At 61.0% G+C, this 23,911-nt stretch carries 24 protein-coding genes; 9 read left to right on the forward strand and 15 right to left on the reverse strand.

What is annotated here, in order from left to right; translation table 11 throughout:
* The first annotated feature begins 1 nt into the window (after nt 1).
* Nucleotides 2–1,420 carry an FAD-binding oxidoreductase gene (locus IE188_RS04915; protein ID WP_191285367.1) on the forward strand — a complete coding sequence of 473 codons (1,419 nt, stop codon included), beginning with the start codon at nt 2–4 and terminating at the stop codon, nt 1,418–1,420.
* A 147-nt stretch (nt 1,421–1,567) separates the two neighbouring features.
* Here IE188_RS04915 and IE188_RS04920 read toward each other — a convergent pair whose 3' ends face one another.
* The 3 genes from IE188_RS04920 to IE188_RS04930 all read right to left on the reverse strand — a co-directional run bounded on the left by IE188_RS04920 (nt 1,568) and on the right by IE188_RS04930 (nt 3,686).
* Complete coding sequence (locus IE188_RS04920; RefSeq protein ID WP_191285368.1) at nt 1,568–2,107, reverse strand: adenine phosphoribosyltransferase; 540 nt, start codon at nt 2,105–2,107, stop codon at nt 1,568–1,570.
* A gap of 71 nt (nt 2,108–2,178) precedes the next feature.
* Nucleotides 2,179–3,048: an S-methyl-5'-thioadenosine phosphorylase gene (locus IE188_RS04925; RefSeq protein WP_191285369.1), complete on the reverse strand. Its 870-nt coding sequence runs from the start codon at nt 3,046–3,048 to the stop codon at nt 2,179–2,181.
* A gap of 65 nt (nt 3,049–3,113) precedes the next feature.
* Nucleotides 3,114–3,686 (reverse strand): invasion associated locus B family protein, encoded by a 573-nt coding sequence (locus IE188_RS04930; RefSeq protein ID WP_191285370.1) that lies wholly within the window; start codon nt 3,684–3,686, stop codon nt 3,114–3,116.
* Between the two features lie 170 nt (nt 3,687–3,856).
* Here IE188_RS04930 and IE188_RS04935 point away from each other — a divergent pair, with 170 nt between their 5' ends.
* Nucleotides 3,857–5,491, forward strand: a complete 1,635-nt coding sequence (locus IE188_RS04935) for a SulP family inorganic anion transporter (protein ID WP_191285371.1) — start codon at nt 3,857–3,859, stop codon at nt 5,489–5,491.
* Here the strand turns inward: IE188_RS04935 and IE188_RS04940 are convergent.
* Together IE188_RS04940 and IE188_RS04945 are read right to left on the reverse strand one after the other, a co-directional pair.
* Nucleotides 5,488–6,144, reverse strand: a complete 657-nt coding sequence (locus IE188_RS04940) for a CatB-related O-acetyltransferase (RefSeq protein ID WP_191285372.1) — start codon at nt 6,142–6,144, stop codon at nt 5,488–5,490. The genes IE188_RS04935 and IE188_RS04940 overlap by 4 nt on opposite strands.
* A 99-nt stretch (nt 6,145–6,243) precedes the next feature.
* Nucleotides 6,244–6,849: a flavin reductase family protein gene (locus IE188_RS04945; RefSeq protein WP_191285373.1), complete on the reverse strand. Its 606-nt coding sequence runs from the start codon at nt 6,847–6,849 to the stop codon at nt 6,244–6,246.
* Between the two features lie 71 nt (nt 6,850–6,920).
* Between IE188_RS04945 and IE188_RS04950 the strand changes: the two genes are divergently transcribed.
* Nucleotides 6,921–7,439, forward strand: a complete 519-nt coding sequence (locus IE188_RS04950; protein WP_191285374.1) for a GNAT family N-acetyltransferase — start codon at nt 6,921–6,923, stop codon at nt 7,437–7,439.
* Here the strand turns inward: IE188_RS04950 and IE188_RS04955 are convergent.
* From IE188_RS04955 to IE188_RS04995, 9 genes are all read right to left on the reverse strand, one after another.
* Entirely contained in the window at nt 7,411–7,689 is a 279-nt protein-coding gene (locus IE188_RS04955; RefSeq protein WP_191285375.1) for a hypothetical protein, read from the reverse strand. The genes IE188_RS04950 and IE188_RS04955 overlap by 29 nt on opposite strands.
* A 79-nt stretch (nt 7,690–7,768) precedes the next feature.
* Complete coding sequence (gene ptsP, locus IE188_RS04960; RefSeq protein ID WP_191285376.1) at nt 7,769–10,036, reverse strand: phosphoenolpyruvate--protein phosphotransferase; 2,268 nt, start codon at nt 10,034–10,036, stop codon at nt 7,769–7,771.
* Between the two features lie 402 nt (nt 10,037–10,438).
* Complete coding sequence (locus IE188_RS04965) at nt 10,439–10,939, reverse strand: hypothetical protein (RefSeq protein WP_191285377.1); 501 nt, start codon at nt 10,937–10,939, stop codon at nt 10,439–10,441.
* A 2-nt stretch (nt 10,940–10,941) separates the two neighbouring features.
* A complete protein-coding gene (locus IE188_RS04970; RefSeq protein WP_191285378.1) occupies nt 10,942–11,826 on the reverse strand; it encodes a minor capsid protein in 885 nt (294 codons plus the stop codon).
* A gap of 423 nt (nt 11,827–12,249) precedes the next feature.
* Nucleotides 12,250–13,485 carry an aspartate kinase gene (locus tag IE188_RS04975; protein ID WP_191285379.1) on the reverse strand — a complete coding sequence of 412 codons (1,236 nt, stop codon included), beginning with the start codon at nt 13,483–13,485 and terminating at the stop codon, nt 12,250–12,252.
* A 100-nt stretch (nt 13,486–13,585) separates the two neighbouring features.
* A complete protein-coding gene (locus tag IE188_RS04980) occupies nt 13,586–14,038 on the reverse strand; it encodes a DUF1178 family protein (protein WP_191285380.1) in 453 nt (150 codons plus the stop codon).
* A gap of 83 nt (nt 14,039–14,121) precedes the next feature.
* Complete coding sequence (locus IE188_RS04985; RefSeq protein WP_229836517.1) at nt 14,122–14,601, reverse strand: NUDIX hydrolase; 480 nt, start codon at nt 14,599–14,601, stop codon at nt 14,122–14,124.
* A gap of 160 nt (nt 14,602–14,761) precedes the next feature.
* On the reverse strand, nt 14,762–16,480 hold the full coding sequence (gene metG / locus IE188_RS04990; RefSeq protein WP_191285382.1) for a methionine--tRNA ligase: 1,719 nt from the start codon (nt 16,478–16,480) through the stop codon (nt 14,762–14,764).
* A 102-nt stretch (nt 16,481–16,582) separates the two neighbouring features.
* Nucleotides 16,583–17,806: an MFS transporter gene (locus IE188_RS04995; protein WP_191285383.1), complete on the reverse strand. Its 1,224-nt coding sequence runs from the start codon at nt 17,804–17,806 to the stop codon at nt 16,583–16,585.
* Nucleotides 17,807–18,020: 214 nt separating this feature from the next.
* Between IE188_RS04995 and IE188_RS05000 the strand changes: the two genes are divergently transcribed.
* The 5 genes from IE188_RS05000 (at nt 18,021) to IE188_RS05020 (ending at nt 22,026) form a co-directional block, all read left to right on the forward strand.
* Complete coding sequence (locus IE188_RS05000; protein WP_191285384.1) at nt 18,021–19,142, forward strand: ABC transporter ATP-binding protein; 1,122 nt, start codon at nt 18,021–18,023, stop codon at nt 19,140–19,142.
* A gap of 207 nt (nt 19,143–19,349) precedes the next feature.
* Nucleotides 19,350–19,574, forward strand: a complete 225-nt coding sequence (locus tag IE188_RS05005) for a twin-arginine translocase TatA/TatE family subunit (protein ID WP_191285385.1) — start codon at nt 19,350–19,352, stop codon at nt 19,572–19,574.
* Between the two features lie 27 nt (nt 19,575–19,601).
* Nucleotides 19,602–20,282 (forward strand): Sec-independent protein translocase protein TatB, encoded by a 681-nt coding sequence (gene tatB, locus IE188_RS05010; RefSeq protein ID WP_191285386.1) that lies wholly within the window; start codon nt 19,602–19,604, stop codon nt 20,280–20,282.
* Nucleotides 20,279–21,184 carry a twin-arginine translocase subunit TatC gene (gene tatC / locus IE188_RS05015; protein ID WP_191285387.1) on the forward strand — a complete coding sequence of 302 codons (906 nt, stop codon included), beginning with the start codon at nt 20,279–20,281 and terminating at the stop codon, nt 21,182–21,184. Before tatB ends, tatC begins: the two co-directional genes overlap by 4 nt.
* 44 nt (nt 21,185–21,228) lie before the next feature.
* Nucleotides 21,229–22,026, forward strand: a complete 798-nt coding sequence (locus IE188_RS05020) for an ATP-binding protein (protein WP_191285903.1) — start codon at nt 21,229–21,231, stop codon at nt 22,024–22,026.
* 78 nt (nt 22,027–22,104) lie between these two features.
* Here the strand turns inward: IE188_RS05020 and serS are convergent, their stop codons facing one another.
* Entirely contained in the window at nt 22,105–23,397 is a 1,293-nt protein-coding gene (serS, locus tag IE188_RS05025; protein ID WP_191285388.1) for a serine--tRNA ligase, read from the reverse strand.
* Nucleotides 23,398–23,553: 156 nt separating this feature from the next.
* Here serS and yajC point away from each other — a divergent pair, with 156 nt between their 5' ends.
* Nucleotides 23,554–23,883 carry a preprotein translocase subunit YajC gene (gene yajC / locus IE188_RS05030; protein WP_191285389.1) on the forward strand — a complete coding sequence of 110 codons (330 nt, stop codon included), beginning with the start codon at nt 23,554–23,556 and terminating at the stop codon, nt 23,881–23,883.
* Nucleotides 23,884–23,911 lie beyond the last annotated feature (28 nt).

Raw genomic sequence — 23,911 nt, forward strand, 5'->3', positions numbered from 1 at the left:
CATGGGCGATCTGGAACCAGTGGACGGTGCGTTTGAAACACGGCTGCGTGCTGTGTTGCCCGATCCGGTGTTTCGCCCCCTGACGCCCGCCTATCAGGAAGAACCGCGTGGACTGTTTCATGGGACCGGGGGTCTGGTGCTGGCGCCATCCTCGGTCGACGAGGTTGCGACGATCATCCGCGAATGTGCTGCGGCGCGCGTGCCGGTGGTTCCGTTTGGCGGCGGCACTGGTCTGGTGGGGGGGCAGGTCATGCCGGACGCTGCCCCGGTGATCCTGAGCCTTGAGCGGATGACGAAAATTCGCGCCATTCACCCGTCCGAGAACGTGCTTATCGCCGAGGCCGGAGCGGTGTTGGCCGACATTCAGGCCGCCGCGGATGAGGTGGATCGACTGTTTCCCCTGTCGCTGGCGTCCGAAGGATCGTGCCGGATTGGTGGATGCCTGTCCACCAACGCGGGCGGGGTGAACGTGCTGCGCTATGGCTCGGCCCGTGATCTGTGCCTTGGGGTCGAGGCGGTGTTGCCTGACGGGTCAATCCATCATGGGCTGAAACGATTGCGCAAGGACAATACCGGTTTCGATATTCGCGCGCTTCTGTGCGGGGCCGAGGGAACACTGGGCGTGATCACCGCCGCCAGCCTGCGACTGTTTCCGCAACCGGCCCGGCAAGGCACCGCACTTTTGACGGTCCGCGATCCATCGGCGGCGCTGGATATGCTGGCGATGGCGCAAGCGCGGCTCGGGCAGGGGATCAGCGCGTTTGAGCTGATCAAGGGGACCGGGCTGGATTTCCTGCGGATTGCGGGGCTTGGCGGCGCGCAGCCCTTTGCCACGCGCCCGGACTGGTCGGTGCTGATCGACCTGGGACTGGGTGCGGGTCAAGACCCCGAGGCCGAACTGGCCACCCTGTTTGCAGACGCCGAGCGGGTCGGGCTAACCGACGATGGCGTGATTGCCCAAAGCGCCGACCAGCGCGCCGCCCTTTGGAAACTGCGCGAGGACATACCGCTGGCCAACCGTGCCATCGGTGCGATCAGTTCGCATGATATATCCCTGCCGCTGTCGGTGATCGCTGATTTTCTGCATGAAGCAGACGCAGCCCTTGCGCAGCTCGCGCCGTTTCGGGTCAATGCGTTCGGGCATTTGGGTGATGGCAACCTGCATTACAACGTATTTCCGCCCGAAGGGCAGACGGTGGTGGCATATGCTGACAAGCGCCAACAGGTGCGCAGCATCGTCTATGATCTGGTGCAATCTCATGCAGGATCGTTCAGCGCAGAGCACGGGATCGGTCGCCTGAAACCTGAGGAGTTGACCCGCTATGGCGACCCGGCGCGACTGGCCGCGATGCGCGCGATCAAGGATGCGCTGGACCCTAGCGGCATCATGAATCCCGGCGTGATCTTTAGCTCGGCGTGAATGGTTGCAAAAAGATACTGGTAAATAGAAAAATAAAACGCCCCGCCGGGGTGAGGCAGGGCGTTGCACGATATGTCATGCCAGCAAGCAGCGCCTGAACTCCCGTCAGGCAGGGACAGGTTTAGCGGCACGTCGTTAACAAGAGGTTCACAGCCCTTCGAATTCGCACAGAACATGGACATCCATGCCCATCTCCTCAAGCAGCTTACGCCCGCCCAGTTCCGGCAGGTCAACGATGAAGGCGCAGCCGACGATCTCGCCGCCCAGCCGTTCGATCAGCTTGATCCCCGCTTCGGCGGTGCCGCCCGTCGCCAGAAGGTCATCGACCAGCAAGATCTTTTCGCCGGGCTGGATCGCGTCGTCATGGATTTCCACCACGGCCTCGCCATATTCCAGCGTATAGGATTGTGACAACGTGGCGCCGGGCAGTTTGCCCTTCTTGCGGATCGGCACGAAGCCAAGGGTCAGTTGGTGGGCAATCGCGCCGCCCAGTATGAAGCCGCGCGCCTCAAGCCCGACAACCTTGTCGATCTGTTCGCCCGCGTAAGGATGCAGCATCTGGTCGATCGCCATGCGAAACCCGCGCGGGTCGGCAAACAGGGTGGTTACATCGCGAAACAGGATGCCTTCGTGCGGAAAATCAACGATGGTGCGGATGTAGTCCTTGACGGTCTTGCCCTTGTTCATGGGAACGCCTTTCGCAGAATGGGTCGGCATTTGTGTGGCGCAATCCGGTCACTGACGCAAGTGGCGTGTGGTCACAGCACCCGCCCGGCCACGGCGTCCAGTCTGCCCAAAAGGGTGGGGTCGCGCTTGTCCGGTGCCGTCATGATCGCCATGTCCAGCGCCCGGTCGCAGCCATGCGGGCAGGGTGCGCGGTTGGCCCCCAGCAGGGCCGGCAACCCCGCCACCATACGTCTTGCCTTGTCGCCATTGCCGGTGAGCGTTGCGATGACCTGTGCCACGTCGACCTCGTCATGATCGGGGTGCCAGCAGTCGTAATCGGTGACCATTGCGACCGAAGCATAGCAAAGCTCGGCCTCGCGGGCGAGCTTTGCTTCGGGCATGTTGGTCATGCCGATCACGTCCGCCCCCCATTGGTCCCGGTACATCCGGCTTTCGGCCAACGTGGAAAATTGCGGGCCTTCCATCGCCAGATAGGTGCCGCCCTCATGCACCGTGACACCCGCCGCGCGGGCCGATACGGTGCAGGCGGCGGACAGGCGGGGGCAGGTCGGGTGGGCAAAGCCCACATGCGCCACGCAGCCCGAGCCGAAAAAGCTCTTGGCGCGGGCGAACGTGCGGTCAATGAACTGGTCCACGATGACAAAATCGCCCGGTGCCATATCCTCGCGAAACGACCCACAGGCTGACACGCTGATCACATCCGTGACGCCCAGGCGTTTCAGCGCGTCGATATTGGCGCGATACGGCACGTCCGAGGGCGCATGCACATGCCCGCGCCCATGGCGGGGCAGAAACGCCATGTTCACGCCGCCCAATCGCCCGGTCAAAACCTGATCGGATGGGGTGCCCCAGGGCGAGGAAACGTCTTGCCACCGCGCCTCCTCCAACCCGTCAATCTCGTAAACACCCGACCCACCGATGATGCCAATGACCGTGTCCATGCAAGCCTCCTGCCGTGAAAGTTGTGGTGACTTTGGGCAATCAATCAGCGGGTGGCAAGGTGGTTTTAGGGCGCAATCGGTAAAGTGGGCAGCCCGCGCACGCCGGACTGGGTGTTGAAGCGATCCAATGCGTCGGCAAAGCCCGACAGGGGCCACCGCAGGGATTGCGATGTGCCGTGCCGGTCACGGAATTCGAAGGCAAACTCCCCTCCGGACTGCATCACGCCGATCAGCGTCAGGGCATCGTCACCAAAAAACGTGCACCTCAGCCCGGTCAGGCACCCCCGGCGCAGCGTGTTCCAGACCCGCCTGCCACCGTCCTTGATCCGAAAACCGTCGGGTGAGAACAGCGTGCCGGCCTCGGTGCCGAATGCCACTTCGGGACGGTTGTCTGCATTCGTGATGAACACGAACAGTGCGGCAAATTTGGGTTTGGGCGAAAACACATCGACCCAACGGATGTAACAGCGTTGTTCCAACGCCTCTCCCGCCCTGCGCTCATCACAGGCGGTTGTCCAGATCCCGGATTTCGACTGATGGGTGACGCGCCAGTTTGACGGGCGGTCGTTGCCGTCAGCATCCTGCGCGGCGGCGGGGCTTGCGGCAATGATCAACGCGGCCAGCACAGGTTTGAACATGAGATCTCCGGTTTGCTGATCGTCTGACCATGCCGGGCAACTTGCCTCACGGTCCAATCACGAAGCAGCGACGGAAAAACGGGGTGTGCCATGTCGCATGCTTCTTTCATTCCGTGCAGATACCCGTTAGACACCCCCATCGCGAACAACCCCTCCTGCAAGGTGACCCCATGCCCCGAGCCCTTCTGGCACGCTATGCCGCCCGTATCGAACGCCCTGATCTGCGCCTTTCCCAATCGGAAGAGCTGACGCCGAACCGGCTGAAGATCGAAATTCTGTCTGGTCTGACAGTAGCGCTTGCGTTGGTGCCGGAAGCCGTGGCGTTTGCGTTCGTGGCCGGGGTTCACCCGCTGGTTGGCCTTTATGCGGCGTTCATGGTCGGTCTGATCACGGCGGTGATCGGGGGGCGACCGGGCATGATCTCGGGTGCGACGGGGGCGCTGGCGGTCGTCATGGTGTCACTGGTGGCCAAGCACGGCGTCGAATATCTGTTTGCGACCGTGATCCTGATGGGGCTTTTGCAGGTGTTCGCGGGCGTGATGCATTGGGGCAAGTTCATTCGGCTGGTGCCGCATCCGGTGATGCTGGGCTTCGTGAATGGGCTGGCGATCGTGATTTTCCTGGCGCAGCTGACACAGTTCAAGAACCCGGACAATACGGATCAATGGCTGTCCGGCCTGCCGCTTTACAGCATGTTGGGCCTTGTGGGGCTGACGATGCTGATCATCTGGGGAATGCCCAAGCTGACCCGGATCATTCCCGCCCCTCTGGCCGGAATCGGGATTGTAGCGGGCATTGTCATTGCCTTTGGCATCGAAGTGCCCACGGTGGGGGACCTGGCCTCGATCAAGGGCGGGCTGCCCAGTTTTCACAACCCCTTCGGCACGGGCGAAGGGATTTATCCCCCCGCCATGCTGGCCCCTTTCACGCTGGAAACCCTGTGGATCATCCTGCCCTACGCGATCATTCTCGCGGCCATCGGCCTGATTGAGAGCCTTCTGACCCTAAACCTTGTGGGCGAGATGACGGGTCATCGCGGTGGCGCCTCGCAGGAGTGTATCGCGCAGGGCACGGCCAATGTCGTCACCGGGTTCTTCGGTGGCATGGGGGGCTGCGCGATGATCGGGCAGTCCATGATCAACGTGAAATCCGGTGGGCGCACGCGGATTGCGGGGATCGCGGCGGCGCTGTTTTTACTTTTGTTCATCGTCGTAGCCTCGTCGTGGATCGAGATGATCCCGCTCGCGGCCCTTGTCGGTGTTATGTTCATGGTCGTGATCGGCACCTTTGCATGGAACTCGCTGACCATCCTGCGCCGGGTGCCCAAGACCGACGCGTTCGTCATCCTGCTGGTCACGGCCGTGACGGTGTACGAAGACCTTGCGGTTGCGGTTGTCGTGGGCGTGATCGTCTCGGCGCTGGCCTATGCGTGGAACGCGGCGGCGCGCATTCACGCGGTCACGCGCGAAGAGAACGGGGCCAAGGTCTATGACGTCGAAGGGCCGTTGTTCTTTGGCTCGACCGACGGGTTTGTCGAACTGTTTGACGTGAAGAACGACCCCGATCTGGTGGTGATCGAGTTTGCCCGCTCGCGCGTGGTCGACCAGTCGGCCCTGCAAGCGATCGAGGCCGTTGCCGCCAAATACGAGGCTGTCGGCAAGAAAGTCCAGTTGCGCCACCTGAGCCGCGATTGCCACCGGTTGCTGACCAAAGCCGGCCACCTGATGGTCGACAGTGATGACGACCCCGATTACGAGGTCGCGGCGGATTACTCGGTTCGCACGGGGATCCTGGGCAGCCACTAGGCGCCGGGGGCCAGCGCCTCCAACCCATCCAGATCGCCCGTTTCCAGCGCAACCCGCGCGCGGGCGATCAGGACGACAGGCCAGTCCCACCAGGCCAGCCGGTTCATCCGCGCAATGTCATCAGGCGGCAGGCGCATCTTGACGACCTGCGCCGGGTTGCCCACGACAATGGCGTAATCCGGCACGTCCGAACGCACCACCGCGCCTGCGCCGATAATCGCGCCATTCCCGATGGCTACGCCGGGGCAGACAATCGCGCCAAAACCCAGCCAGACATCGTGACCAATCATCGTATCGCGACTGTCGGGTTGGCCCATGACTTCTTGATCCAGGGCGAAGATGCCGAAAGGAAAGCTGGTCAGCCCGGCAAACTCATGGTTTGCTGCGGCGGTGATGAAGCGCACGCCATGGGCGATCTGACAGAACTTGCCGATGATCAGCCGCCCCTCGGACATGGGGAAGTGATAGGGGGCCAGCTGCCCGGCCCAGCCGTCAAACGGCGGTGGATCGAAATCAGAGGCATAGGTGAAATCGCCCACCTCGATATTGGGCTGATCTATGACGTTGGACAGGAACACCGTGCCTTCGTGGATCGAACCATCGGGCAGGGTGACGGGGTGGACGCGCGTGGCGTCGGGCATGGAAAACGGCATGTGACCTCCTGAAAAAACAGCATTGAAGACATCAGGCCGAATTGTTCATGTCACCCTCCATGGTTGCGAAACCAGATTAGCAGGCGGATGGCCCCGCGTCTATTCACCCGGTCGGTTCAGGGTGAACTTGTCGGTGACGACCGTGTAATCACGATAGCCCAGCCGCGCCAAGGGGCGGGCGAGGGTGATGTCAAACATGCCGTCCACCATGCAGTCATCGTGCAGGTGGATGCCCGTCACCTCGCCAAAGCAGACCAGGTTTTCGTCGCCGGGCAGGCGGGTTATCCGGGTCAGCTTGCATTCAAGCGCGGCAGGGGCGGCGGGCAGGCGCGCGGCGGCGATGGTGTTGCACTCCACCCGTTCCAGATCTGCCAGGGCAATTTCGTCCACATCGCGGGGATAGCTGCCCGAGGTAAGGTTCATCGCATCCGTCAGCGTGTCCCCGACCATATGAATGCAGAACACCCCGTTGGCGTTGATGTTGTCCAACGTATCCTTGCCCAGTTTGCGGTCCCCCTTGCCAGAGGTCGAGGCAAACATCACCTGTGGCGGCTCATAGGCGGCGCCGTTGAAAAAAGAATAGGGCGCAAGGTTGTCCGACCCGTCAGACCCTCGCGTTGAAATCCACGCGATGGGGCGCGGGACGATCAGCGCGTTGAACGGATTATGGGGCAGCCCGTGCCCGTTTTTCGGTTCATAGAACACCTGCTTCTCGCTTTCTTTTCTGCGTGTTGACGTGATAGCAGCAAAGAACGGCAAATGGCGAGGGGCGGCAGGTGTATCACCTGACACAAGAAACCGAAAAGGACTGGTGGGAGGTCGAGGCGCTTTATGATCTGTGCTTCGCACCGGGGCGCGAGGCGCTGTCTTCGTATCGGTTGCGCGATGGGGTCGACCCGGTGGCGCGCCTGTCACTGGTCGCGCGGGACGATGCCGGGATCATGGCCGGGGCGATCCGGTATTGGCCGGTCGTGATCTGCGGCAAGCACGGGTCACATGACGCGCTGTTGCTTGGCCCCGTTGCCGTCCACCCCACCCGGCAGGGCGAAGGCCTTGGGGGGCACCTGATCCGCGAAAGCCTGTTGGTGGCACAGGATCTGGGCGGGCAGCGGGTGATGCTGGTGGGCGATGCCTCGTATTATGCGCGCTTTGGGTTTTCCAGGCTGGATGGCGTGGAAATGCCGCCACCCACCAACCCGGACCGGGTGTTGGCCTATCGGCTTCAGGATGGCGGATGGGCGGGTGTCACCGGCAAGGTCACACGGGTTACATCCGCACCTGACGCCCCCGCTTGACGCCCGCGAACAGACCGACCTGCGGTGCACCGCCCGACTGGCTGGCCATCCGGCTCAGCCGGTCATGCCAGCCCTTGCGCGGCCAGAAATTGTGTCGGATCGACGTAATCGCCGCAGCGCCCAGAACGGCGAGGGCGCCGGACAGGGCATAGGACAGAAACGCCCAGACAGCACCGATGTCAAAGCTGAGGGCCAGCGCGGCGGCGGCGGTTCCCGTGAAGATTCCGGTGATAATGAAACTGATCGGCATGAGGGTTCTCCTTGTTTCGTTCCAGTTTTGTTCCAAACTGGTGAACAAAGTGATAACTGCCGAAAATTTTCGTCAATCCTTACACGGCGACAGACGATTGCGCGGGTTTTCTGCGGGTCAGCATTTCCAGCACAGCCGGGCGAACCGATTGGGCACCGGACAGCCGTGCTTCGTCGATGACATCGCGCAGTTCCAGAATATTTGTACGCCGTATCAAATGCTTGACCGGTCCAATCGACGCAGGCCGCATGGACAGGTGACGCACGCCAAGCGCCGCAAAGCAGACCGCTTCGATGGGGCGACCCGCATCTTCGCCGCAAAAGCTGAGCGGCGTTCGCGCAGCGTCGCAGCGCGTCACGATTTCTTCGATCAGGTTCAGAAAGGACACGTTCAAAGTGTCATAGCGCCGCCGCACACGTTCATTTTCGCGGTCGGCGGCAAAGAAGAACTGTTTCAGATCGTTGCCACCGATCGAGATGAAATCCGCCATTTCGTAAAAATGCTGTGGCGCAAACACCATGGACGGGGTTTCCAGCATCGCGCCAATCTCGGTTTTCTCGGGCAGAATATGACCCAGCGCGCGTTCGCGCTCCAGTTCGGCCAGCACCATTTCACGGGCGTCCCGAAACTCGTCGGTCTGGGCGATGAACGGGAACATCACGCTTAGATCACGACCGGCGGCCGCCCGGATCAGCGCCTGCAACTGCATCCGCATGACGCCGGGCTTGTCCAGCCCCACCCGGATCGCACGCCACCCCAGCGCCGGGTTCGGCTCATCCAGCGGGTTCATATAGGGCAGCACCTTGTCCGACCCGATATCCAGCGTGCGAAACACAACACGCTTGCCCTTGGCGGCGTCCAGGACGCGGGCATAGGTGGCCGCCAGATCTCCGCGCCGTGGCACGCGATCCACGGTCAGGAACTGAAGCTCGGTCCGGAACAGGCCCACCCCCGCAGCACCTGAGTTTTCAAGCGAGGGCAGGTCGGCCATCAGCCCCGCGTTCATATGCAGCTTTACCTCGGTGCCACACAGACCCATGGCCGGTTTGTCGCGCAGGCTGCGATAGCGTTCCTGTTGCGCGGCCTCCATCGCCATCTTGTCGCGGAAGGCGTTGACGATGGTTTCCTCCGGTCGCAGATGCACGATGCCGTGCTCGCCATCGACCAGAATATGATCGCCATTCAGCGCCTCGGTCGAGATGCGACCGGCCTGCACGATCAGGGGGATGGCCAGCGCGCGCGCCACAATCGCGGCATGGCTGGCGATCGAGCCTTCTTCCAGCACGATCCCGCGCAATCCGCGCCCATATTCCAGCAACTCGCCTGGCCCGATATTGGTGGCGATCAGGATCGGGTTTTCGGGCAATTCCGCGCCGGTTTCCTTGCCCTGACCGGTCAGGATCCGCAAGAGACGGTTGGACAGGTCGTCCAGATCATGCAGACGCTCGCGCAGGTATGCGTCGGGCACCTGGCTCATCCGCGCGCGGGCGGCGGATTGTTCTTTTTCAACCGCGGCTTCGGCGGACAGGCCGCGATCGATGTCTTCTTCCATGCGCCGCAGCCAGCCCTTGGAATTGGCAAACATCCGATAGGCTTCAAGGACTTGCATCTGGTCCTTGTCCTTGGTCAGCGTGTTGGCCAGAAGCTCGTCCACTGACACCCGTAATTGTTCAATTCCTTCATGCAGGCGTATCTTTTCCGCCTCGGGGTCATCGGCCACGGGATTGGTGACGACAACGCGCGGATCATGCAGCCAGACATGGCCTTCGGCCGCCCCTTCCTGCCCGACACCTCCGGTAAAGGTGGTTGGACGCTGGTGCAGCGCCCCCATGGCCTCGCCTTCGCCGACAAAGGCGCCCAGCTCGGTCATTTCGGCCAGCACCATGGCGACAACCTCCAGCCCGTAGAGCTCGTCGGCCGAATACTCACGTTCATCCCTGGACTGAATGACCAGAACACCAAGGTTTTCGCCCAGACGCTGGATCGGCACACCCAGGAAGCTGGAGTAAATTTCCTCGCCTGTTTCGGGCATGTAGCGGAACCCGCGCTCAGACGGGGCATTCTTGGTATTGATCGGGCGGCCACGGCGGGCAACGCGTCCGACCAGACCCTCGCCCACGCGCAGGCGCGTTTGGTGAACCGCCTCTGCTCTCAGCCCCTCGGTCGCGCACAGTTCCAGAGTTTCGCTGTCCCGAAACAGATAGATCGAGCAGACCTCGACCCCCAGACTTTCCGCGATCAGAGAGGTGATCCTGTCCAGCCGCTCCTGCCCCTCGGACGCCGAGGCAAGGGTTTCGCGCAGCTTCACTAGAAGCTTGCGACTGTCACTTTGCTGGCTTTCTGCCATACATACCTTTCCCTGTTCCTGCGGGTGTCACGGAACCGACTGGTAAAAAAGGCGGAACCATGAACCACTTGGGCGAACCCTACCGTAATCGCAGCAGCCCACATTTTCCAGAAAGTCCTTTGAAATGTTTGCGCTAAATCGAAACAGGTGGCGACTTATCGCGCAAATGCCTGTCATTTCAGCGGTTTGACGATGGAATTGGCAGGTCGTGCCTGTCCGCAGGCTGGATGATCTTTGGGCTAAGTGGCCGGTATGCGGACGAAGCGGTCGCACGCCATTCAAAATCGAATGGCAGCTTGTCCCTGAAGTCGAACTGTCACACGCAGAGTCGACATCAACCACAAAGCGCGCGCACCAGAGGCTTGACAGATCCGCAGAAAAGAGAACGCAAAGGCGAGCAATTCACCAGGTTAGCAGCTTTGTATTGCAATGATCGCTGTTAAATCGGCCTTGTTCTTTTAGTTGGTTGAAAATCCAAAGAGTATTGACGTTCATATCTTTGGAGGCACCAAAGTAGGTTTCCCCTAGGTCTTGTGACAGCCTGTTATACAGGTCTGGGTTTTCGACTTCTTTGACCACGCCTGTTTCTTGTGTCCAGATAAACATGAAATCGTTTCCATGCTCTGGCCAAGCCCACCCAAATGCTGCGAATTCAGTCAGGTGAATTGGAAAAACTTCTTTGGCAATGATGTCACCAGCCACTGTTCGGAGCACAGCATCTGGTATGAAGTATGAATTTCTAAAATTGACGTTAGCCTCGTATCCAATTTCAGCGCCACTAGGCAGACGAACGCAATCGCCATATTTTAGGGAATATAAGCCGGATAGAGAGAGTGCTGGTATGCCCATCAGGCTACATAAACCTAGCACTACTACCAGTGCACCTCCAAGAAATCGCCGCATTTTCAATATCGGCTTTTAGCTGGATCGGCGTAAATTTGCCCGCTTACACTGCCTGACCACTGGCCAGTTATTGAATATGGGACACCTTCACGAACGCCCAATCTCTGACGACCGTTGGGTGGCAAGCCGACCCGCCCACGTAGGTAGTCATTTAGTGGCTTGTGAATGTTGTCGTACAGGATGCTGCCGGGGCTATAGTCGTCGACTTCGACGCCAACGTCCAAAGGGTCAGCAAATTCGTCGTTTAAGTAGAGGTCCAAGCGGCCTTCGATGCTGAGGATTCCATTGCTCTCGGAGACATGTCCAGAAAATGCCCCACCTATCGTTGTGTCTCCAATACTAAACACGACACCATTCATACTGTAAGTGTTCTCGAAGTTGTAGGATACACTGCCTGAGCGTGAATTTCTAGCAGCGTTGGCGATCTGCTTTTTAAGTGGCTCGCCGTGAAGATCAATAAATGCTTCCCCGATTTTACGGCTGTGCCCTCTCTCGGAGAGAGTGACGCCCCGCCCTCGTCCATTGAAATAATGGTTTACGAAGTCGTTGTTGTCCCAGCCTGACTTTGTGCCAACCCCGTCTATAGATAGTTCAATATACTCAGATATATCAGGAAAATACGGCTCTGCTGTGCAACGGCAGTTATAGTCTTCCCCTGGATGCCCACCTTCAGGTGGATCACCCCATGAGAAAATCTGTCCTTCGCGTTCTGCATGAGCTGAGCGCACTTTGCCATCGCGGCGTGTTCGCCAGATGTAATGTGTTGTTGGTCGCTCTTGCTTGATCGACCGCAGAATCGGGGTGCCTTTTCTCAGATATTCCTGAAAGGCTTTTCGGTAGATGTGTTGATCGACAATCAAAGATGCCTGCGCGTAGGAGAAATTCAAGGAAAGCTCCCTCCACTTTGGTTAACAAGCTGATAACCAGCCGTACGCTCCAGTCAGGTAGGACCCATCCGCCGTATTGTTCGTAAAATCCACGCGCCCCAAACGCCCCAAAACCGGGCCACTCGGCCACGTGCCTTGCTCGAAAGTTATACAGTTCCCGGATGAAAGGAAAAGTCCGGCGCTTGCAGGTGACTAATCTGCCAAAAAAGCCAGTGATTTCCGCGAACCAGTCATACATTCGTCACGCGGCTTCAGTGGTTTTGGGCTCCAATCCGGCCCTTCGCGTCCCATCGCGCGAAGGACCGCTGACGGTGCGGCTAGGGTCGCGCAGCTCCTCCATCCTGAGCAAAATGGAAAACCGCCGTCTATAATGGAAAATCTACGTATCGAGGTTCGCTTGCGTGAACGGTAAACCGTTGCGGATCAGGCTTTTTCCAGCTCGAACGCATCATGCAGCGCCTGCACGGCCAGCTCCATGTATTTGCGGTCGATCAGGACCGAGATCTTGATCTCGGACGTGGTGATGACCTTGATGTTGATGCCTTCTTTTGACAACACGTCGAACATCTTGGCGGCGATGCCTGTGTGGCTGCGCATCCCGATGCCGACGACCGAGATCTTTGCCACATCCTTGTCGGCCACGATGTCGTGGAAATTGATGTCACCGCGCGCTTTGGCGTCGGTCACCGCCTTTTCGGCGCGGGCGACCTGATCGACGGGGCACGAAAACGTCATGTCCGTGCGACCCTCTTCCGAGATGTTCTGAACGATCATGTCCACATTCACGCCCGCTTCGGCCAAGGGTGTGAAAATCGCCGAGGCGATGCCGGGGCGGTCGGCGACCGAGATCAGCGTCATCTTGGCTTCGTCGCGTTGATAGGCGACACCGGCAACAACTTTACTTTCCATGATATCCTCCTCGTCGCAGACCAGAGTGCCTGCATTGGGGTCGTATTCCTCGAAGCTCGAGAGCACCCGCAGCTTTACCTTGTAGCGCATGGCCAGCTCGACCGAGCGGGTTTGCAGCACCTTGGCCCCCAGCGAGGCAAGCTCCAGCATCTCTTCAAACGCGATCCGATCCAGCTTGCGCGCCTTGTCCGAAATGCGCGGATCGGTGGTGTAAACCCCGTCCACATCGGTATAAATGTCGCAGCGTTCCGCCCCGAAGGCTGCGGCGAAGGCCACGGCGGTGGTGTCTGATCCGCCCCGGCCCAGCGTGGTGATCCGGCCATCATCGGCAATGCCCTGAAAACCGGCGACCACAGCCACGCGCATGCCTTCGCCGAACTTCGCCATGATGTTTTCGCTTGGGATTTCCTCGATACGTGCGGCGGAATGAACGCCCGTGGTCTTGACCGGCACCTGCCAGCCTTGCCAACTGCGGGCCGGCACGTCCATTTCCTGCAGCCGCAGGGCCATCAGACCCGCGGTCACATTCTCGCCCGAGCTGACCACCGCGTCATATTCACGGGCATCGAACAGCGGCGAGGTTTCTTCGACCCAGCCCACCAGTTCGTTCGTCCGCCCGGACATGGCCGAGACAATGACAATCACGTCATAGCCATTCGCCACCTCGCGCGCGACCCGTTTCGAAGCCCGGTGAATCCGGTCCAGCGTGGCGACCGACGTGCCGCCGAATTTCATCACCAGAATTGGCATCTTGGCCTCAAATCCCGTCCGTTTTCCTGTGTTTGCGCGTGTGTAGGGTGTGGGGCGCAAAAGCGCAAGGCTGCGCGTGTCAGGGCAGGCAGCCTGCGGGTCAGTTTGCCTTGCGGGTCGGGGTGAACGGCAGGGGCATCACCGGCACCCCATCTTCCAGCAATTCGCGCGCGTCGGCCAGTTTGGCTTCGCCATAGATGGACCGTTCGGGTGCATCGCCCAGATGCATCGCGCGCGCTTCGCGGGCAAATGCCCCCCCGACATATTCGCTTTCGGCTTCGATCCTGGCGCGCAGCCGCGCGATCTCGGCCTCGATCTCGGAATTGGGGGCGGCGAGGGGGGTGGGCTTGTCAGGAGCTGTCGACCCGGGCGCGGTGGCCGCGGTTCGCGCCGGGCGCACCTTGGGGGCCATCAGGCTTTTTTCCACCTTGGTCGACCCGCAATCCGGGCAGATAACATGGCCCGCCGCGCGCAACCCGTCATAGGCTGCGGCGTTCTGGAACCAGCTTTCGAATGTATGGTTCCGGTCGCATTTCAAGGCATAGCGGATCATCGTCTTTTCCGAAGTTACCTGACCGAATATATATGGCGATGCGCAAGGGCGGGTGCAAGCCATCGCAGGCGAAGCTGCTGTTCTTACAAGCCGCGCTTGCCCGTGGAGGGGTCAAAGTTGCGGATGATCCGGCGCAGTTCCGGCTCCCACACCAGTTGAGCGGCTTTCTTCTGCGACACCCATTTTCGCCGCCTTTGCCCGTGTTCGGGGAAGGTTTTGTGCTGCTTGCGCACCTTCAGCGGAAACACCGCGACGACACAGGGCAGGCGTTCGCCCTCATGCGATTTCGTGTAGGAGTAAAAGCCCAGCACCTCGTGGCTCAACTTGCCCTCGACACCCGCTTCTTCGAAGGCTTCCTTGGCCGCCGCGCCGGCAGGGGTTTCCCCATCCATCGGCCAGCCCTTGGGCAGGATCCAGCGGCCCGACCCGCGCGTTGTGATCAGCAGCACTTCGACCTTGCCGTCTTTCACGCGATAGGGAAGGGCACCGAACTGCGTGCGCACGGACCGCTTGTCCCCAAGCGAAAGCCGTATCGGCCGTGGCTTACCCTTAGCGATCGTCACTTTATTGCTGCCCTTGATACCCATCTTTCCGGTGAAAACACCCGGTTATTGTTCTGCTAATGTCAAGATAGCCCGTTTGGAAGGAAAGGAAAGAGAAAAGCCATATGTGGTGCGGGTGCGCATGGCACCCGCCACATCCGGTATGAATATGCCGGGTCGGTCAGTCTCGCGTACCAGCAAAACGTTCCTGCCAGCTTTCCCGATCCTCGTCCGAGATCTTCGCGAAGACGTTCTCCGGCACGCTAAAGCTGTGCCCGGCGGGCAATGCGCCAAGCGCTGCGGGCACGTCGTCGGGCCAACTGTCATCCTCCGTGTTCATCGCCTTGAGCATTGTGTCCGCCGCATCAGGGATGAAGGGCGCTGACAACACGGCATAGAGACGGATCAGGTTCAGCGCCAGACGGATTTGCGCCGCCGCCTGATCAGGATCTGTCTTGAAGGTCGTCCACGGGGCCGCCGTTTGCAGATATTCGTTACCCGCAACCCAGATGCCGCGCAATTCCTGCGCGGCTTTGCGGATATCCATCGCTTCCATATGCGCCTCATAAGCGCGGACCTTGGCGGTCAGATCGGCGATCAGAGCGTTTTCCAGATCGCCATAGCTGCCACCCTCCGGCACGGCTTCCGAGAATTTCGAACGGCAGAACTTGGTCACGCGGCTGACGAAATTGCCCAGCACGTCTGCCAGATCCTTGTTGACGCTGGCCTGGAAGTTCTCCCACGTAAATTCACTGTCCGAGTTTTCCGGCGCGTGGCTCAGCAGCCACCAGCGCCAGTAATCCGCGGGCAGAATCGACAGCGCCTGATCCATGAACACACCGCGCCCCTTGGAGGTCGAGAACTGCCCGCCATCATAGTTCAGGTAGTTGAACGACTTGATGTAATCGACCAGTTTCCACGGCTCACCCGACCCCATGATGGTCGCGGGGAAGCTGAGTGTGTGGAACGGCACATTGTCTTTGCCCATGAACTGGACATAGCGGACATCGTCAGCCCCTTTGTCAGTGCGCCACCAGCGGTGCCAGAACGCGTCAGGTTCGCCCAGCTTGTCGGCAAGCTCGGCGGTGGCGGCGATATATTCGATGGGCGCGTCGAACCAGACATAGAACACCTTGCCTTCCATGCCCGGCCAGTCTTCATCGCCCTTCTTGACCGGCACACCCCAATCCAGATCACGGGTGATGCCGCGGTCTTGCAGCCCGTCGCCGTCATGCAGCCATTTCTTGGCGATGGACGTGGTCAAAACCGGCCAGTCAGTCTTGGTGTCGATCCACTGATCCAGTTTGTCCTTCAGTTTGGACTGGCGCAGATACAAATGCTTGGTCTCACGCACCTCAAGGTCAGTGGACCCGGAAATTGCCGAGCGCGGGTTGATCAGGTCTGTGGGATCAAGCTGCTTGGTGCAGTTTTCACACTGGTCGCCGCGCGCGCCGTCGTAACCGCAGTTGGGGCATTCGCCTTCGATATAGCGGTCCGGCAGGAACCGTCCGTCGGCATTGGAATAGACCTGCTTCTCGCTGACCTCTTCGATCAGCCCGTTTTCGGCCAGCTTGCCCGCGAAATGCTGGGTCAGCTTGTGGTTCCGCGCGGACGAGGAGCGCCCGAAATTGTCAAACGACAGGCGGAACCCATCAGCGATCTCTGATTGCACCGCGTGCATCTCGGCGCAGAACTCGGCCACAGGCTTGCCAGCTTTGGCGGCGGCCAGTTCGGCGGGTGTGCCGTGCTCGTCCGTTGCGCAGATGAACATGACCTCGCGACCCCGGCCACGGTTATAGCGGGCGTAAAGATCGGCAGGCAGTTGCGAGCCGACCAGATTGCCAAGGTGCTTGATCCCGTTGATATAAGGAATAGCCGAGGTGATAAGGACGCGGTTCATGTGAGCTCCGGTTCTGCGGTTTGCTTGCGGTTTTCGGGCCGTATACGCCAAGCCCCTCGCCAATGCCAGAGGGTGGCACGCAGATCGCCACAGGGGGCCGCCTCAGCCGCGATCCCGCATCTTGCCGAACAGCCGCCCCATCGAGAACGAGGTGCGCGGCGTATAGGTATAGGGCGTGCGAACGTCGCGGGTGGGGCGCTGTCGGCTGCGGGCAACCCCGAAGACGATCAGGCCAAGGTGACCGACCGCAATGAAGGCAAACAGCGCCGGGGGGCCAAAGCGTTCGATCAGCCCGGATGCCATCAAGGGCGAGGCGATGGCCCCGACCGCATAGAAGAACATCAGGGCTGCGGACAGCTCGACCCGTTGTTCGCTGGTGGCAAAGTCATTGGCATGCGCCGCCGAGATCGAGAAGATCGGAAAGGTGGTGAAGCCGAAGAACCCGGCCGTCAGGAAGGCCACGCCTTGCCCCATGCCAGATGCCATGACGGTGATGGCGCAGCTTGCGACCGCGGCGGCAGACAGCCAGATCAGCACCCAGCGGCGGTCGTATCGGTCTGCCAGCCAACCCACCGGCAGTTGCGCCAGTGCCCCGCCCAGCACGAAACTGGCCAGAAACCAGGCCAGTTGCCCGGTGGCCAGCCCGACCTCTTGCCCATAGACCGGGCCGACCATCCGAAATGCCGCCGAGGTGATCCCCGCCACGATCACGCCCGCCACAGCAAGCGGCGAGCATGTCCAGGCCAGTGCCGGCCGCAGGCGCGGGGCCAGGGGCGTGTCGGGTTGCGGGGTGCGGGTCAGCGCAAGCGGCAGGATCGCCGCGCAGCAGGTCAGCGCCAGCACGTTGTAGGACACGTAATGCGCAGGCTCCAGCACACCGATCAGAAGCTGGGCGGCCAACGACCCGCCCAGATCGACCAGGCGATAGCCCCCCATCGCGCGACCGCGTGTTTCATTGGTGATGCGGGCGTTCAGCCAGGCCTCGATCACCGTGTAAGCCCCCGCGATGCTGAGGCCTGTGGCAATCCGCATGACCGCCCAGGGCCAGGGCGCGATCCACAGCATATGCGCCAGAAGGCCGATGGCGCCCATCGCGGTGAACCCGGCGAAGGCGCGGGCATGGCCGACGCTGCCCATCAGCCGCGGGGCCCACCAGCAGCCCACGAAGAAGCCGACGAAATGCGCCGACCCCAGAAGCCCGATCTCGGCCTTGGTGAATCCAATCACCAGCCCGGACACCGCGTCCAGTGGCCCCACGCCGCCCGAACTGAGTTGCAGCAGGATGACAGACAGCAAAAGCGGCGCAAAGGAAATCAGAAAACGCATCAAGGCCTCGGGGGTTTTGACCAGCATCCGGGATTTGCGGGCCAAGGCTAGGCCGAAAACGACCCTATGGGGGCGGGCCGTGTCGTATCTGCGACAAATCCGGCGACGGGCTTGCGGGTGAAATTGGGGGCTGATATGCCCAGTCAAAGCCTGATGGATTTCATCGGGTATCTGCCCGCATCTGCGGGACCGGCACAGGAACGATCTTGTAACCATGGACGGGACCAATTTGACCACCGCACGGCTGGACATCCGCGATCTGCACCGGGAATTCGGGGGGCGCCCCGTGGTGCGCGGCGTGTCCCTGTCGCTTCAGGCCGGGCAGGTCACGGGGCTGCTTGGCCCGTCGGGCTGCGGCAAGTCCACCACGCTCAGGATCATCGCGGGGGTGGATCAGCAAACCTCGGGCGAGGTATGGATCGACGGTCAGCAAGTGGCAGGGCCGGGGGTGTTCGTGCCGCCGGAACGGCGCCAGATCGGCTTGATGTTCCAGGATTTCGCCCTGTTTCCGCACCTGTCCGTGGCCGACAATGTGGCCTTTGGCCTGAAAGGCTCGCGCACGGAAAAGCGGATCAGGGTGCACGAGCTTCTGGAGAAGGTCGGGCTGGCGCGGTTCATCGACAGCTTTCCGCATGAACTGTCGGGCGGTGAGCAGCAGCGGGTGGCACTGGCGCGCGCTCTGGCCCCGCGCCCGTCGATCATGCTGATGGACGAGCCGTTCTCGGGCCTTGACAACCGTCTTCGCGACGGCATCCGGGACGAGACGCTGGGCATTCTGAAGGACGAGGGTGCGGCGGTGCTTCTGGTCACGCACGAGCCGGAAGAGGCGATGCGCATGGCCGATGAAATCGCCCTGATGCGCGACGGGCGCATCGTGCAAAGCGGTGCACCCTACAACATCTACAACGCGCCGGTGGACCTGAAGGCGGCGGCGTTCTTTTCCGATGTGAATGTGATCTCCGGGGTGGTCGAGGGCGCGTTGACCGATACGGCCTTCGGGCAGTTCCTGGCCCCCGGCGTTCCCGACGGGGCCAAGGTGGATATCGTGATCCGCCCGCAGCACCTGAAGATCGACTTTGATCGCGGTGGGAAGGGGCCAAGCCCGACCCATGACCACGGAGTCTGGGCGCGCGCGCTGGTGGATCGGGCACGTTTCATCGGCAAGGAAAGCCTGGTGGATTTCCGGATGGAGAACGATGGCTCGATCCTGACGGCGTCGGTCCCGTCAGTGTTTCTGCCGCAGCCGGGCACGCCGCTGTGGATCGCGATTCGCCGTGACCGGTGTTTCGTGTTTCGCCACGGCGACAGGCCGGGGCCGGATGCCCCGCCGCATTAACGCGCAATCCGCGCCGGTTGGCGCCGGGCGAAAACGCGTGATCAGAGCCATGACGGATGGGCGATAAAACGCGCCTGCGCGCATTTTGCACATCATTTTCCCGCCAGTTTTGCGCTTTGGGGCTTTGAACTTGCCCCGCAAAGCAATAAATGTGTCAGGCGTTATTGATGTGGACGGGCCAAACGCCCCTCCGAATGGGAGAATACAATGCTCAACAATATCGGCCTTCCGGGCCTTCTGCTGATCGCCGTCGTGGTGCTGGTTCTGTTTGGCCGCGGCAAGATCTCGTCCTTGATGGGCGAAGTGGGCAAAGGCATCACCGCGTTCAAGAAGGGCGTGGACGAAGGCAAGCAAGAAATCGAAGACCAAGCCGCCGACGTCGCCAAGGATGTCACCCCGAAGGAAGACGAAAAAGACAAGGAAAAGGCGTAAGCCCGACCGCTTTGGGGGGCGTAGCCCATGTTTGATATCGGGTTTTCCGAACTTCTGGTGATCGGGGTTGTGGCCCTGATCGTCGTCGGTCCAAAGGATTTGCCGGGCATGTTCCGCACGCTGGGCCGGTTCACCGCGCGCGCCCGTCAGATGGGGCGGGAATTCAGCCAGGCAATGAACGAGGCCGCGGACGAAGCCGGGGCCAAGGATATCGCCGACACGTTCAAATCGGCCACTTCATCCAAGGCGATGGGGCTGGATGCATTGAACAAGGCCGCGGACGGGTTCGAAAAATGGGATCCCACCAAATCGCTGCGGGATCAGAAATCATCGGACAAGAAGCAGAAATCCGATGACAAGGACGATGACGGGGCAACCGCGGCGGACACGGCAGGCGATGTCGCTGGACGCAAGATGCAGGACGCCACCGCAACATCAGCCGCCGATCGCAAAGCCGCGGATGAGGCGCGCAAGGCCGAGATGCTGAAGGTCAAGCAACCCCCGTCAAAACGCCCCAATGAACGTCGGATCGGCGAAGACCCCGCACCGGCGAGCCCGGCGCCGAAGCCCGCCGCGAAACCCGCAGCCAAGACACCTGCTGCCAAGAAACCCGCTGCCAGGAAACCGGCCAAAACTCCGGCGTCGAAATCCAGGGCGAAACCGAAATCCGCCCCCAAGCGCAAACCCACGGACACCTCTGACGCATGAGCGACACTGACGAGATCGAAGACAGCTCGGCCCCGTTGATCGAGCATCTGACCGAACTGCGCACGCGCCTGATCCATTCGGCGCTGGCCTTTGTTGTCGCGATGGTGATCTGTTTCACCGTCTGGAACCCGATTTTCAACTTTCTGACTGAGCCGCTCTGCGCCACCATGGCCGAACGCGGCCAGGACCAATGCGGACTGATCCTGATCAAGCTGCAGGAAGGCTTCTTCGTCGCGATCTCGATCTCGCTGTTCGGCGGGCTGGTGTTGTCGTTTCCCTTTATCAGCTATCAGCTGTGGCGCTTTGTGGCGCCGGGGCTCTACAAATCGGAAAAGAACGCCTTTCTGCCCTTCATGATTGCCTCGCCGGTGATGTTCTTCATCGGCGCGTCCTTTGCTTTCTACGTTGTGATGCCGCTGGCATTCGACTTCTTCCTGGGCTTCCAGCAGGCCGGCAATGTCGCCGATACCGGGGTCGAGGCGTCAATTGATTTCCAGGGGTCGGTGCAGGAATATCTGCGCCTGACCATCAAGTTCATCGTGGCCTTCGGCCTGTGTTTCCAACTGCCCGTTCTGCTGACCCTGATGGGCAAGGCGGGGCTGGTCAGCGCGCAGGGTCTTGCCGAGGTGCGCAAATACGCGGTGGTGGGCATTCTTGTGCTGGCCGCGCTGGTCACGCCGCCCGATGTCATCACGCAGGTGATCCTGTTTGTCGTGGTCTACGGGCTTTATGAAATCTCGATCCAGCTTGTGAAACGGGTTGAACGCAAGCGCGAAGCCGATCTGCGCGCGCAGGGCCTGTGGTTTGAAGACGACGAAGACGAGGCCGACGAGGATGAGTTGATGGCCGAGTTCGATGCGGATGAGGACGACGATCCCGGCCAGGTGGAGAAGGGTCAGTGAGCGACGCGGAGGCTCTGACGCGGATCGCCGATGCGCTGGAGCGGATGTCGCCTGCGCCTCTGTCTGCCCCGGATTTCTCGACCGAGGACGCTTTTGTCTGGCACACCGCACCGGATCGGCTGGAACCGATCGCGAAGGTCAACCGCGTTGCAATCGAGCTTCTGGTCGGGGTCAACCGGTCGCGCGATACGCTCCTGGACAACACTCTGCAATTCGCGCGCGGCTTGCCCGCCAACAACGCTCTGTTGTGGGGCGCGCGGGGGATGGGGAAATCCTCGCTTGTGAAAGCGGTGCATGCCGAGGTGTTGCGCCGGGGCGAGGTGCTGAAGATTGTCGAGGTACAGCGCGAGGATTTGCCTTCGATCAGCCGTCTGCTGGGCCTTCTGCGTGATGCACCGCAGCGGTTTTTGCTGTTCTGTGATGATCTGAGCTTCAGCCATGACGACCAGCATTACAAAAGCCTGAAAGCGGTGCTGGATGGCGGGATCGAGGGGCGGCCCGACAACGTGGTGTTCTATGCCACCTCAAATCGCCGCCACCTGATGCCGCGTGACATGATCGAGAATGAACGCTCGTCCGCAATCAACCCGTCCGAGGCGGTGGAAGAGAAAGTATCGCTGTCCGACCGGTTCGGGCTTTGGCTGGGCTTCCACCCCTGCGATCAGGACGAATACCTGGCGATGATCCGGGGCTACTGCGACGCCTATGGGGTCACGATTGACGACGACACGCTGCGCGCGGAAGCCATCGAGTGGCAGGCGACGCGGGGCGCGCGGTCAGGCCGGGTGGCGTGGCAGTATTTTGTTGATCTGGCAGGGCGCAAGGGCGTGGCGTTGAGCTAGGGGGGGGGCCTTGCCCCTCTGCGCCCCTGTCGGGCCGCATTCACCCCAGGATATTTTTTGGCCAGAAGAAGCCGGGAGTCAGACGAGGTCACCGTCGGCGGTGATCCGGGTCTTGCCTCGCAGGTAGGGATGCAGCGCGTCGGGCAGGGTGACCGAACCATCTGCGTGTTGTCCGTTTTCCAGAACCGCGATCAGCGCACGGCCCACGGCAAGCCCTGATCCGTTCAGCGTATGGACGAACTGCGGCTTGCCACCATCTGCGGGTTTGTAGCGCGCGTTCATCCGGCGGGCCTGAAAATCCCCGGCCAGCGAAACCGAGCTGATTTCGCGATACTGGTTCTGGCCGGGCAACCAGACCTCGATATCATGGGTGCGTCTCATGCCGAAGCCGAGATCGCCGGTACACAGAACAACGGTGCGGTAGGGCAGGCCCAGGCGTTCCAGAATATCCTCGGCGCAGCGGGTCATGCGTTGATGTTCGTCGACCGAATTTTCCGGGTGGGTGATCGACACCATTTCGACCTTTTCGAACTGGTGTTGGCGCAGCATGCCCGCCGTGTCGCGGCCCGCCGATCCGGCCTCGGACCGGAAACACTGGGTATGGGCGACGTAGCGGCGGGGCAGATAGTTGTCGTCGATTGTCACCCCGTTGACGATATTCGTCAGGGTGACCTCGGCGGTTGGCACAAGCCACCAGCCATTGGTGGTCTGATAGCTGTCTTCGCCGAATTTGGGCAGTTGGCCCGTGCCATACATCATCTCTTCCTTGACCAGAACCGGGGTCCAGGTTTCGGTCAGGCCGTTTTCTTCGGTGTGCACGTCCATCATGAACTGGGCCAGCGCACGGTGAACGCGCGCGACGGCCCCCGACAGCACCATGAAACGCGAGCCGGACAGCTTGGCGGCGGTCTCGAAATCCATGCCGGATGTGACGGCGGGCAGTTCGTAATGCTCCAGCGGTTTGAAATCAAAATTCGCGGGCGTACCCCAGCGGTTGATTTCGACATTGTCGTTTTCGTCTTCGCCGTCGGGCACATCGTCGCCCGGAATGTTCGGCAGGCCCATCAGAAGATCGGTCAGCTTCGCATCCAGCGCTTTGGCCTCGTCATTCAGCTTGGCGATTTCAGATTTCTTGTCGGCCACCAGCGCGCGCAGGCGTTCAAATTCCGCCTCGTCGCCCGAGGCTTTCGCGGCACCAACCGATTTCGCGGCCTTGTTGGCGTCCGCCTGTGCGGTTTCGGCCGCCAGAATCGAGGCGCGCCGCGCTTCGTCCAGCGCCAGGATTTCGCCTGACAGGGGCGACAGGCCACGACGGGCCATTCCGGCGTCGAAGGCTTCGGGATTGTCGCGGATCAGACGAATATCATGCATGGCGGTCTTCCTTGTTTTTCTTGCCCGGCATATGCCAGATGCGGGCGCGAGGGGGAAGGGGGAATGATCATCACCCGCTTGCTGGACAACCCCAAGACCCGCATATAGTGTGCGCCAACGTTTGGGGCCAAGGCCCGCTTGAGAAGGAATATCCATATGTTTGCCACTCCTGCTTTTGCACAGGCCGCGGGTGCGCCCGCCGGTGGGCTTTTGAATTCGATGCTGGTGCCAATGCTGCTGGTGTTTGCGATCATGTATTTCTTCATGATCCGTCCGCAGCAAAAGAAGATGAAAGAGCATCAGGCGATGCTGGCCGCTTTGCGCAAGGGCGATCAGGTGGTGACGCAGGGTGGTCTGATCGGCAAGGTCTTGAAGGTCAAGGATGACAGCGAGGTCGAGGTCGAAATCGCAACCGGCGTCAAGGTCCGCGTTGTGCGGGCGACCATCGTCAAGGTGATGGGCAAGACCGAGCCGGTCGAAAGCTGACCGGGGGCGGGTGAGCCGCCAAATCGCC

The organism is Aliiroseovarius zhejiangensis (assembly GCF_014656375.1).
GTDB classification, from domain to species: domain Bacteria; phylum Pseudomonadota; class Alphaproteobacteria; order Rhodobacterales; family Rhodobacteraceae; genus Aliiroseovarius; species Aliiroseovarius zhejiangensis.